Origin of the sequence: Kitasatospora sp. NPDC058406, from assembly GCF_042722765.1 — a bacterium.
In the GTDB taxonomy this organism is placed as follows: Bacteria; Actinomycetota; Actinomycetes; order Streptomycetales; family Streptomycetaceae; genus Kitasatospora.
Window position 1 is genome coordinate 1 of the sequence record NZ_JBHXKE010000293.1, and the last position, 9994, is coordinate 9994.

The 9994-nt window shown below is 72.2% G+C and carries 12 protein-coding genes and 1 pseudogene; 2 read left to right on the forward strand and 11 right to left on the reverse strand.

Annotated features, from left to right (window positions below; translation table 11 throughout):
- Positions 1–112 precede the first annotated feature (112 nt).
- From ACFWOG_RS36015 to ACFWOG_RS36045, 7 genes are all read right to left on the reverse strand, one after another.
- On the reverse strand, positions 113–1072 hold the full coding sequence (locus ACFWOG_RS36015) for a sugar kinase (RefSeq protein ID WP_380363566.1): 960 nt from the start codon (positions 1070–1072) through the stop codon (positions 113–115).
- A complete protein-coding gene (locus tag ACFWOG_RS36020; protein WP_380363568.1) occupies positions 1069–1692 on the reverse strand; it encodes a bifunctional 4-hydroxy-2-oxoglutarate aldolase/2-dehydro-3-deoxy-phosphogluconate aldolase in 624 nt (207 codons plus the stop codon). The genes ACFWOG_RS36015 and ACFWOG_RS36020 overlap by 4 nt, the downstream gene beginning before the upstream one ends.
- Positions 1689–2558, reverse strand: coding sequence for a hypothetical protein (locus ACFWOG_RS36025; protein ID WP_380363570.1), 870 nt, complete (start codon positions 2556–2558; stop codon positions 1689–1691). The genes ACFWOG_RS36020 and ACFWOG_RS36025 overlap by 4 nt, the downstream gene beginning before the upstream one ends.
- Positions 2552–3697, reverse strand: a complete 1146-nt coding sequence (gene dgoD, locus ACFWOG_RS36030; RefSeq protein ID WP_380363572.1) for a galactonate dehydratase — start codon at positions 3695–3697, stop codon at positions 2552–2554. The genes ACFWOG_RS36025 and dgoD overlap by 7 nt, the downstream gene beginning before the upstream one ends.
- Positions 3694–4401 (reverse strand): FadR/GntR family transcriptional regulator, encoded by a 708-nt coding sequence (locus ACFWOG_RS36035; RefSeq protein ID WP_380363574.1) that lies wholly within the window; start codon positions 4399–4401, stop codon positions 3694–3696. Before ACFWOG_RS36035 ends, dgoD begins: the two co-directional genes overlap by 4 nt.
- 53 nt (positions 4402–4454) lie before the next feature.
- Positions 4455–5222, reverse strand: coding sequence for an SDR family NAD(P)-dependent oxidoreductase (locus tag ACFWOG_RS36040; protein WP_380363576.1), 768 nt, complete (start codon positions 5220–5222; stop codon positions 4455–4457).
- A 224-nt stretch (positions 5223–5446) separates the two neighbouring features.
- Positions 5447–6505 (reverse strand): ROK family protein, encoded by a 1059-nt coding sequence (locus ACFWOG_RS36045; protein WP_380363578.1) that lies wholly within the window; start codon positions 6503–6505, stop codon positions 5447–5449.
- Positions 6506–6536: 31 nt separating this feature from the next.
- On the opposite strand from ACFWOG_RS36045, the gene ACFWOG_RS36050 reads away from it, so the two are divergent.
- Positions 6537–6719, forward strand: a complete 183-nt coding sequence (locus ACFWOG_RS36050) for a hypothetical protein (protein WP_380363580.1) — start codon at positions 6537–6539, stop codon at positions 6717–6719.
- Positions 6720–6836: 117 nt separating this feature from the next.
- Here ACFWOG_RS36050 and ACFWOG_RS36055 read toward each other — a convergent pair whose 3' ends face one another.
- The 3 genes from ACFWOG_RS36055 to ACFWOG_RS36065 all read right to left on the reverse strand — a co-directional run bounded on the left by ACFWOG_RS36055 (position 6837) and on the right by ACFWOG_RS36065 (position 9051).
- Positions 6837–7472: an immune inhibitor A domain-containing protein gene (locus ACFWOG_RS36055; RefSeq protein WP_380363582.1), complete on the reverse strand. Its 636-nt coding sequence runs from the start codon at positions 7470–7472 to the stop codon at positions 6837–6839.
- A 16-nt stretch (positions 7473–7488) separates the two neighbouring features.
- Positions 7489–7953, reverse strand: a complete 465-nt coding sequence (locus tag ACFWOG_RS36060) for a hypothetical protein (RefSeq protein WP_380363584.1) — start codon at positions 7951–7953, stop codon at positions 7489–7491.
- Positions 7954–8043: 90 nt separating this feature from the next.
- Positions 8044–9051 (reverse strand): hypothetical protein, encoded by a 1008-nt coding sequence (locus tag ACFWOG_RS36065; RefSeq protein WP_380363586.1) that lies wholly within the window; start codon positions 9049–9051, stop codon positions 8044–8046.
- Positions 9052–9128: 77 nt separating this feature from the next.
- On the opposite strand from ACFWOG_RS36065, the gene ACFWOG_RS36070 reads away from it, so the two are divergent.
- Positions 9129–9575, forward strand: a complete 447-nt coding sequence (locus tag ACFWOG_RS36070) for a hypothetical protein (protein ID WP_380363588.1) — start codon at positions 9129–9131, stop codon at positions 9573–9575.
- A 10-nt stretch (positions 9576–9585) separates the two neighbouring features.
- On the opposite strand, the pseudogene ACFWOG_RS36075 reads toward ACFWOG_RS36070, so the two are convergent.
- Positions 9586–9903, reverse strand: a pseudogene (locus ACFWOG_RS36075) (transposase); the annotation flags it as partial.
- Positions 9904–9994 lie beyond the last annotated feature (91 nt).

The window sequence follows — 9994 nt, forward strand, 5'->3', positions numbered from 1 at the left end:
CACCGACGGGCCCGGGTGCTGCGGCGTCCGCGATCGGGCAGAAGCACAGACCTGTCGGTCGCAGGCGCCGTCGTTCCTGCGGCCCGGGGGGGAGTGGCCCCGGGCGGGCCGGTCAGCGCAGGGTGGTTCCGGTGGGGGTGTCGAGGAGGGTGAGGTCGGTACGGGTGGGGAGGCCCTCCCAGTCCCCGCGGGTGGCGACGGCGAAGGCCGCGGTGTCGGTGGCGCGGTGGAGGCGTTGTTCGGTGGTGAGGTGGTCGAGGAGTGCGGAGAGGTAGCCGGCGACGAAGGCGTCGCCGGCGCCGATGACGTCGACGACGGGGACTCGCCGGGCCGGGGCGTGGGCGGCCGTGTCGGGGGTGGTGACGTCCGCGCCGGCGGCGCCGCGGGTGATGACGACCTCACGGGTGCCCCGGTCAAGGAGGGCGGTGACGGTGTCCGCCTCGTCGCGGGTGGGGTCGTCGGCGACGAGGTGGAGTTCGTCGGCCGAGGCGATGAGGATGTCGGCGGTGCGGGCCAGTGGCAGGAGGGTCCGGCGGGCCTGGTGCTGTGTCCACAGGCGGGCGCGGTGGTTGACGTCGAGGCTCACGGTGATGCCGAGCTCGCGGGCGCGGGCGGCGGCGGCCTGGACGGTTCGGGCGGCGGTGGGGCCGAGTGCGGGGGTGATGCCGGTGAGGTGGAGGACGCGGACGCCGGGGTGCAGGGCGGGCAGGACGTCGTCGGGGCTCAGGGCGGATCCGGCGGAGCGCTCGCGGTAGTAGTGGACGGTGGCGAGGTCGCCGATGCCGTCCTCGCGCACCAGCAGGCCGGTGGGCCGGCCGTCGGTGGCGGTGCGGGTGTGGGTGGTGTCGACGCCTTCGGCGCGCAGGGTGCGCAGGATCAGGGCGCCGAAGGGGTCGGCGCCGACGCGGCCGACCCAGCGGGCGTGGTGGCCGAGCCGGGCGAGGCCGATGGCGACGTTGGCCTCCGCTCCGGCGACGGACAGTTCCATGGGCGGGGCGAGTCTGATCGGCCCGGTGGCGCGCAGTGCGGCCATGGCTTCGCCGACGGTCACCACCTCGGGGGCGGCGGTCACGTGGCCACCACCGCGGCGAGGGTGCTGCGCCAGTGTGCGGCGCGGGCGCGCAGGGCGTGCTGGTCGCCGCCGTCGGCGGCGTCTCCGATCAGGGGCGAGCCGACGCCGACGGCGGTGGCTCCGGCGGTGAGGTGGGCGAGTGCGGTGGCGGCGTCGATCCCGCCGACGGGGATGATCGGGGTGTCGGGGAAGGGTGTGCGGAGCGCGGCCAGGTAGGCGGGACCGCCGTGGGAGGCGGGGAAGAGTTTGACGGCGAGGGCGCCGTGCCGGGTGGCCGCCATGATCTCGCCGGGTGTGAGGGCGCCCATCAGGACGGGTGGGTGTCCGGGGCCGTGGGGCAGGTCGGTGACGAGGCCGGGGGTGACGAGGAAACCGGCTCCGGCGTCGGTGGCGCGGGCGGCGTCGTCGGCGGTCAGGACGGTGCCGGCGCCGAGGTCGGCGTCGGGTCCGAGTTCGCGTCGGGCCTGTTCGATCACCCACAGGGCGTCGGTGGTGGTGAGGGACACCTCGCTCGCGGTGAGGCCCTCCTCGGCGAGGGTGAGCACGGTGCGCAGGGCGGCGCCGCGGTCGGTGCCGCGGACGATGACGAGGGTGCGGTACGGCAGTTCGGCAGGTCTCATGGAGTGCCTTCACAGGACGGGGAGGGTGTGCGGCCGGCGGTGAGGGTCAGCTCCCAGCGCAGGTCGCCGGCGGCGGGGACGACGGCCGCGTCACCTCGGCCCGCCTCTGCGAGGTCGAAGACGGCCCCGAGCATGGGTTCGACACCGATGCTGCGGTAGGGACCGGTGGCCGGGTAGCCGCCGAGGTTGCGCCACAGCGCGACGGACACCGGGACGTCGGCATCGGCCCGGAGGCTGAGGCGCAGAGTGTCCCGGCCGTCGACGACCGACACGTCCGCACAGTCGGTGAGGACGGCACCGACGGCGGTGCCGTCCTCGGGGCCGAGGCGGTCCAGGGGCAGTCCGAGCGGTGTGGGCCAGCGCCCGGTGAGGTGCGGGGCGTTCGCGGGCCACGGTCGGTCGATCAGGGGCGCGGCCTCGGGGAAGACCCGGGCGGCCGTTCCCGCGGGTGCGACGAGCCGGGCACCGGGCCCGACGTCGAGCAGCGCGTGGGCCGCCCAGAGAAAGCGGTACCCGGGGTCCGCCGACAGGCGGTAGGAGGCGCACAGGGCCCCCGTCCGGTCCTGCCGCAGGCTGCGGCGCAGGACGAAGTCGGGATGGTCGAGCACGTCGGTGTCGCCGTCGCGCCGCCAGGGCCGGGACCAGGCGTCGCCGTGGTCGGGGGTGCCGCGGACGGTGGGGAGGCACTCCTCCAGACCGCCGGCGTCGACGAAGGCGTCGCCGGGTCGGACGGTGTCGCGGGCGGGGCAGTGGCGGTGCCAGAGCCACTCGCGTCCGCCGCCCCGAAGGCTGGTCCACCGGCCACCGTTGCGGGGGTCGGTGGTGGCGGTGAGGGGGAGCCGGTTCACCGGGATCGGGATCACCATTCCGCGAACCCGCAGTCCTCGTGGTACCAGACGGGGCTGCGCCAGCGGTGCCCGCGCTCGGCTGCGCGGCGGACGGCGGCCTCGTCGATCTCGATCCCGAGGCCGGGGGCGGTCGGGAGGGCGGCGTGTCCGTCGGTGAAGCGCAGGGGTGCCGTGTCGAGGAGGTAGTCGAGGACGTCGCCGCCCCGGTTGTAGTGGATGCCGACGCTCTGTTCCTGGATGAGGAAGTTGGTTACGGCGAAGCCGAGTTGGATGCTCGCGGCGAGCGCGATCGGGCCGAGGGGGCAGTGCGGGGCCATCGCGACGTCGTGCGTCTCGGCGAGGGCGGCGATGCGGCGGACCTCGGAGATGCCGCCCGCGTGGGAGACGTCGGGCTGGGCGACGGCGATGCCGGTGGTGAGGACGTCGCGGAAGTCCCAGCGGGAGTAGAGCCGTTCGCCGCAGGCGAGCGGCACGGTGGTGGAGTCGACGAGCCGGCGCAGGTCGCGGGCGTGTTCGGGCAGGACGGGCTCCTCCACGAACAGCGGGTGGAGCGGTTCCAGCAGGGGCAGGACGCGCCGGGACATCGCGGTCGACAGCCGGCCGTGGAAGTCGATCGCGACGTCGTGCTCGTCGCCGACGGCCTCGCGTACGGCGGCCACCCGGTCGACGATCTCCCGGGTCCGGGCGGGGGTGTCGATGGACCGCAGCTGTGCGGATCCGTTCATCTTGACGGCGGTGAACCCGGCCTCGATCTGTTCGCGGGCGAGTTCGGCGACGTGGGCGGGGCTGTCCCCGCCGATCCACGCGTACATCCGCAGCCGGTCGCGGACCGGGCCGCCGAGCAGCTGGTGGACGGGCACTCCGAGGGTCTTGCCCTTGATGTCCCACAGGGCCTGGTCGATGCCGGCGACGGCGCTGGACAGGATCGGGCCGCCGCGGTAGAAGCCACCCTTGGTGAGCACCTGCCAGTGGTGCTCGATCCGCAGCGGGTCCTCGCCGACGAGGTGGTCGGCCAGTTCCCCGACGGCGGCGCGGACGGTCTCCGCGCGGCCCTCGACGACGGGTTCGCCCCAACCGGTGATCCCCTCGTCGGTGGCGATGCGCAGGAACAGCCAGCGGGGGGCGACGAGGAACGTCTCCAGGGCTGTGATCTTCATGGCGTCTCTCCCGGATGTACCAGGTCGAGGTCGGCGGTGGCCTGCGCGAGCAGGTCCCGGACGGCCTGTTCCGCGGCCTGCGGGTCGCCGTCGCGGACGGCGTCGAGCACCGCGCGGTGCGCGGGCACGGGGTCGGCCCAGTGCTCCGTGCTGTGGACGAGGTGGTCGCGCACCCGCAGGTCGGCCGCGATCACCACCTCCATGCGGGTGAGCAGTTCGTTGTGGGCGGCGGTCAGCAGGGCGCGGTGGAACGCCAGGTCCGCCTCCACGGCGGCGTCGGTGTCGTGGCCGGCTTCGGCCATGCGTTCCAGGGCGTGGGCGAGATCGGCGAGGTCGGCCTCGTCACGGCGCTCGGCGGCGAGGCGGGCGGCGGCCGGCTCCATGATCGAGCGGACCTCGCCCAGATCGGCGAGGAAGCCTTTGTCGGGAATGCCGGCGCCCTGCCAGCGCAGCAGGTCGACGTCCAGGAGGTTCCAGTCCGCGCGGGGCCGCACGAAGGTGCCCCGCTTCTGCCGCGATCCGATGAGGCCTTTGGAGGCCAGGACGCGCAGCGCCTCGCGCAGGACGGTCTTGCTGACCCCGATCTCCTGCTCCAGCCGGTCCGGGGACAGGAGCGAGTCCGGTGCGTAGGCGCCGCTGACGATCCGCTTCCCGATGATGTCGATGATCTGCTGGTGCAGATTCCGGGTGGGCGGCTGGTTCATAGGGGGCCTTCCGGTGCGGCTGTTCGGGGGTGGGTCATGAGGAGGTGGCTGTGTCATGAGGAGGCTTTGACGATCGACCAGCCCCCGTCGACGACGAGCGTGGTTCCGGTGACGTAGGAGGCGTCGGGCGAGGCGAGGAAGGCGACCGTGGCCGCCACCTCCTCGGGGGTGCCGAACCGCTTGGCGACCGTCCCGGCCACGCTGTCGGCCTGCCCCGCCTCGTCCACCCGCTCCCACGCCGCCGTCATGATCGGCCCGGGCACGACGGTGTTGACCCGCACCTGCGGCCCGTACTCGACGGCCAGTTGGCGCCCCAGCGAGCACAGGGCGCCCTTGGCGGCGGCGTAGGCGGGATGGCCCGGAAGACCCACCAGCGCGTGGACCGACGAGGTCAGCACCACCGAGCCGCCGCTGTCGCGCAGGAGCCCGGCGAAGGCGCGCACCCCCAGCCACGCGGCCTTCAGCGTGACCGCCAGCTGGCCGTCCCACTCCGGCTCGGTCAGCTCGTGCGCGGGCTTGACGACCACCGCGTGCGCGTTGCTGTGCAGGACGTCCAGCCGTCCGTAGCGCCGGCGCACGTGCGCCGCGAGCTCCTCCCACATGGCCGCGGACGACACGTCGCCGTGCCGGTACTCGGCCTGCCCGCCCTGGTGCGTGATCGCCTCGGCCGTCGCCCGCCCCGCGGCATCGGCGATGTCGACGATCACCACCGCCGCGCCCTCCGCCGCCAGACGTCGCGCGGTCGCGGCGCCGATACCGGCGGCGGCACCGGTGATCACTGCGACCCGGTCACGGAAGCGGTGGCACGTCTGCTCTGTCATGCCGCCACCGTACCGGTGGACATTAATTATGCAAATATCTGACGCGGAGATCTCACCGCTACAGGCTCGGTGTCCACGACCCCGGGCGCACGCGTTCGGCCGCTTCTACTTCACCGACACCATCGGCCGGCACCTCAAGGCCCCTGCCCGCGAGGCCGGCCACCGGGCCGAGCCCACCGACGGGGCTCGGCCCGGCCTCCTGCCGTGTGCGGCGAGGGGAGGGGTCAGGCCTGGACCGTGACCAGTAGCTCCTTGAGGGCGTCGAGGGCGAGCCGGGCCGCGCCGAGGGCGACGGATTCGTCGCCGAGCAGGGAGACGCGGACCTCCGGCGAGCTGAGGGAGGTCGCGGCGAAGTGCCGCTCGAACGGGAGGGTGAGCGCGTCGCCGGCGCGGGACAGGCCGCCGCCGATCACGACCAGGTCGGGGTCGACGGCGTGGACGAGGGCCGAGGCACCCACGGCGAGAGCCCGGGCGACGCCGTCGACGACCTGCGCGGCGGCGGGATCATCGTTTCCGGCCGCCCGGAAGAGGGCCTGGACGTCGTCGCCGGTGGCCTGCGCGGCGGTCGAGCCCGCGCGTTCGAGTGCCGTCATCGCCTCGGGCCATCCCAGGAGCTTCATGGAGCCGACGGACGCCGCGAGGCCGCGTCGGCCGTTGTGGATCCGCCCGTCGATGAGGATCGCGGCGCCGAGCCTGCGGCCCGCGTGCATGTAGACCAGGTCGCGGGCGCGGGTGGCAGCGCCCTTCCACTGCTCGGCCAGGGCGGCGGCCTGGATGTCGTTGGCGATCAACACGTCGCGCTTGAAACGGTCCGTCACCTGCGCGACCACGTCGATCCCGTCGAACCCCGGGAGCGAGTAGACGTCGAGATCCCGGCCCGCGGGGAGGTTGCGGACGTCCATGACCGTCGAGCCGTTGGCGAGCACGCCGGTGATGCCGCAGGCCACCGCCCGGATGTGATCCTGGTCCGTCCCGGACCCCCGGACCGCCACCTGCACCAGGCGGGCCGCGGCGTCGATGCGGTCGGCGGCACCGAGCTCGGGGTCGACGCTGCGCCTGCGCATCGCCAGGACCGTCCCGTTCAGGTCGCAGAGCGCCACGGCGACCTTGTGCGCGCCGATGTCGACACCGGCGACAACGGACCGCTCGGCCACGAGCTCGTAGCGGCGGGCGGGCCGTCCGCCGGGTCGCTCGCCGTCCTGGCGTACGGGCGCCTCCCGGATGAGGCCCCGCTGGAGAAGGACCGTCAGGAGCTCCTCGGCGGTCGGGCGTGAGACGCCCACGCTCGACCGCACAAAGATCGCGCTCCAGGCGATGCTGCTGCACCCCGGTGCGGGCGACGACGCGATCCTGTTCAACGCCTGGCCCCGCAACTGGGACGTGAAGTTCCGGCTGCACACCACCAACGGGCGGATCGTCGAGGGATCGCGGGTCGCGGGAATCGCCGACTACACCGTGTCCCCCGGCGCCGGCAGCATCACCGTCCGGTCGTCCTAGGCTGTGTATCGAAAGTAGATCTTGGGCCGGGGATGATCTCGGTTCATGGGTTGGGGAGATCTCACTGAACCGCCTCGGGTTCGGTGGGGACTTGATTTCGTGCAAGGAACACACGCCCTAGATCGCCACCACGCTCGATCCGACGTTGTCGGCGAAGCGCGTCATGAGCCGCTGCGGGATGTTGGCCGAGTTGTTGTCCATGACCGTACCGGTGTTCACGGGATTCCTGTTCGGGCAGTTCCCGTCCGCGTACTCGTCCGGATGCCCCAGCATGTGACCGAACTCGTGCGCCGCGACGGCCCCGGTGTCCGCCGTGTCCCAGGTCGTCACGTTGCTGCGGGCAGGGCCCACTCGCACACGGACCGTGTGATGGGGGTTCGCGGTGACCCATTGCACGTCGAACTCCAACGGACAGGCCACCTCGCCGTCCCGACCCAGCGCCCAGCGGTTGCCCCACGTGGTCTCGATCCCGTTCTCCCACGTCGTGCGCAGCCCGTTCAGCGTGGCGGCTGCGATGCCCCTGTCCGGGTCGAGCTGGATGCGCACGCGGATCGAGGACCAGGTCTGCTCGAACGCCGCGGTCGAGCCGTAGACGCACTCGGACATCGCGAAGGTGAATTCGTGCCGGGCGAGCGCCACGAGCCTGCTCCGCAGGCTTCCGGCTGTGGTGCCGTCAAGGACGGTCGAACGCACGCTGATGCGTCCGGAGACTCCCAGATAGTGACGCACTACTCCTCTGGCACTGAGGGCCATGGTTCCCACCTCCCCATCACTCGGACACCAGTCGCCTCGTCAGGCGTGAAAACTCGTTGACGGCCGCCGCCGTCTCCGGCGGGAGCGGTTGTTGCTGGGTCTCGCGTTCGCTCTCGTCCGCGAGGTAGAAGAGGGTGGCCTCGTGTTCGTCCACCTTGATGACGACCGTCCCCACCAGCGAATCAGGAAGAAACCTGGCCTGTGCGCGGGGGACGAGGTCGGTGGCGCGTTCCCCCAGTTTCCGAAAGAGATCGAGCGTCTGCGTCCTGTCGAGGATCGCGGTATTCTCCACCGGCTCCCGGGCGTTGTCCGATCTGGCACGGGCGAGGCCTGTCGCAGAGACAACGACTTCCTCGCTGACCCGCTGCTCACCGGGCATGCCGCCGGCCACTCGGTGCTTGATCTCGATCCCGTCCGTCACACCTCGGGACGTACGCTCCACGAACTCGCGAATGATCTCTTCGTCCGTCGGCTGAGCCATTACTTCCAACTCCTGAGGATTGCGTGATGAATTGGCGACCCGAGGCGTGGCCGAGGCCACGAGCGGCCCGCCCTCGGTGGGGCTGCCCACTCAGCCCAGCCCCACCAACACCAGCACCTGGCCCCGCCCCGAATCCAGCGAGGTCAGCGCCTTGCCCAGTACGGCGCCGAAGGCCGCCTCGCGGTCGGTGGCCCTCATCGCGTGCCCCGCCACGCCTGAGGTGGTGAGCAGATCACCGACGCGGATCGGCGTCGTGCCGGCGTCCGCGTCGCACCACGCCTTCCCGGTCAGCGCGATCGCGCTGCGCACCGCCGGGCCCGGAACGGCCCGGTCGAGCACCAGCGCGGGCACCCTGTCGCCTGCGCCCGAGACGATGCCTGCGACCCGGGTGTCGTACGGCAGCGTGCACGGGGCGACCCCGCCGTGGTCGTCGAGCACCACCACGGTCCCGGGCGCCGCGCTCGCACCCCCGGTGACGTCGAACTCCTCGGCGACGTCGGCGCCGGCCAAGAAGACGTCGCCGGTGACACTGAGGTCGCCCTGGACACCGACCCGGCCATCGAAGGAGGCGGCGAACCCGCCGCGGTCGTTCGTACCGTAGACGCCGGCACTGTTGGAACCGTGGCTGATGCCGAAGACGGCGTGCATGTGCTCGCTCTCACCGACGACGCCGGCGTTCTCGCGGCTCCACCCGAACACTCCCTGGTAGGTATCGCTGTGGCCGACCACGCCGCGCCTGCCGGAGCCGAACACCCCGACACCGTTGCCGCCGTCGCTGAAGCCCTCGACGCCGTTTCCCTGATCGCTGTGCCCCCACAGGCCCGCATTCGTGGTACTCCAGCCCTCGACTCCACGGCCGCCCCCGGTCGACGTGCCGCGCACGCCCGGGAAGCGATTTGCCTGGCCGTACACCCCGTAATTGTCGTTGGCGTACCCCTCCACACCGCGGCCCGTCTCGGAATGACCGTAGACGCCGGTGTGCTTGCCGCTGCTCCCCTCGACGCCAGGCCCGTCCCCGCCGACGCCTCGGACGCCGACCCCACCAGCGTCGTTCACACCCTCCGCACCAGGGACGTTGCGGTCGTGCGACACCGTCATGTGCTCTCCTCCTCGGGTGAGGCTCGCCCCCTGTCGCTCCGGCAGCAACAGCGTTCTCCCCGGAAGGTCCCCAGAAGGTGTGGGTATCAGACAGCGCACGCCGGGGCGCGCGGAAGCACAGGGACCGGCTGCCGTCCTCTCACCCCCTGGTGTCTCGTACCGTCGACCGTCTCCCCGGAGCCATCTGGGCCATTGTCGACGAACGCGAGCAGAGGGTGGTGACCGTGACCGAAGGTCTCCTTCCGCGTCGCGGCGGCGGCCTCCTTCGTGAGGCGGACCGGTGGACCGTGGGCGAGGTTAGCAACCAGTCCACCGGATACTGCCGGGACGTGACCTCCTGGCTGGCAGTCGCTCATGCTCTGGACGACGTAGAACTTGGACGGCCCTCCGGCTTCACCCACCAGGTGGTGTTCCGTCGGTGCCCCAACTGCCAGGAGCACAACATCGTGCGCGAGGACGACTTCGTCTGCGTCTTCTGCGGCAGCGATCTGCCGGAGACGTGGAACGTGGATCCCACCGTGTGAGGGCCAAGGGTCACAGCCACTCGTTGATGGCCGCGACGAGGACAGTCGCCTCGTAGCGGACCGCGAGTTTGTCGTATCGCGTGGCGACGGCGCGGTACCTCTTGAGGCGGTTGATCCCGCACTCGACCGCGTGACGTTCGCGGTAGTCGGCCTTGTCGAACTTCGGTGGTCGGCCACCGCGGGAGCCGAGCTTCCGCCGGTTACGTGCCTGGTCGGCCTTGTCGGGGATGGTGCAGCGGATCCCTCGGCGGCGCAGGTAGGCGCGGTTCTTGCGGGAGGCGTAGGCCCGGTCCGCCCGCACGCGATCGGGACGGACGCGCGGCCGGCCTAGGTGTTCTGACCCATGAGGTTGGGAACGCGGCTGGCGGGTGGCTTGCCTGCGAGTGCGGTGTGTCCGCGGTGGTGATTGTAGGTGTGGA

What these genes read in the sequence shown, in the direction of transcription:
- ACFWOG_RS36020 (WP_380363568.1), bottom strand. Translation starts at nt 1,692, where the DNA reads ATGAGACCTGCCGAACTGCCGTACCGCACCCTCGTCATCGTCCGCGGC.
- ACFWOG_RS36025 (WP_380363570.1), bottom strand. Translation starts at nt 2,558, where the DNA reads ATGGTGATCCCGATCCCGGTGAACCGGCTCCCCCTCACCGCCACCACC.
- dgoD (WP_380363572.1), bottom strand. Translation starts at nt 3,697, where the DNA reads ATGAAGATCACAGCCCTGGAGACGTTCCTCGTCGCCCCCCGCTGGCTG.
- ACFWOG_RS36035 (WP_380363574.1), bottom strand. Translation starts at nt 4,401, where the DNA reads ATGAACCAGCCGCCCACCCGGAATCTGCACCAGCAGATCATCGACATC.
- ACFWOG_RS36040 (WP_380363576.1), bottom strand. Translation starts at nt 5,222, where the DNA reads ATGACAGAGCAGACGTGCCACCGCTTCCGTGACCGGGTCGCAGTGATC.
- ACFWOG_RS36050 (WP_380363580.1), top strand. Translation starts at nt 6,537, where the DNA reads ATGCTGCTGCACCCCGGTGCGGGCGACGACGCGATCCTGTTCAACGCC.
- ACFWOG_RS36055 (WP_380363582.1), bottom strand. Translation starts at nt 7,472, where the DNA reads ATGGCCCTCAGTGCCAGAGGAGTAGTGCGTCACTATCTGGGAGTCTCC.
- ACFWOG_RS36060 (WP_380363584.1), bottom strand. Translation starts at nt 7,953, where the DNA reads ATGGCTCAGCCGACGGACGAAGAGATCATTCGCGAGTTCGTGGAGCGT.
- ACFWOG_RS36065 (WP_380363586.1), bottom strand. Translation starts at nt 9,051, where the DNA reads ATGACGGTGTCGCACGACCGCAACGTCCCTGGTGCGGAGGGTGTGAAC.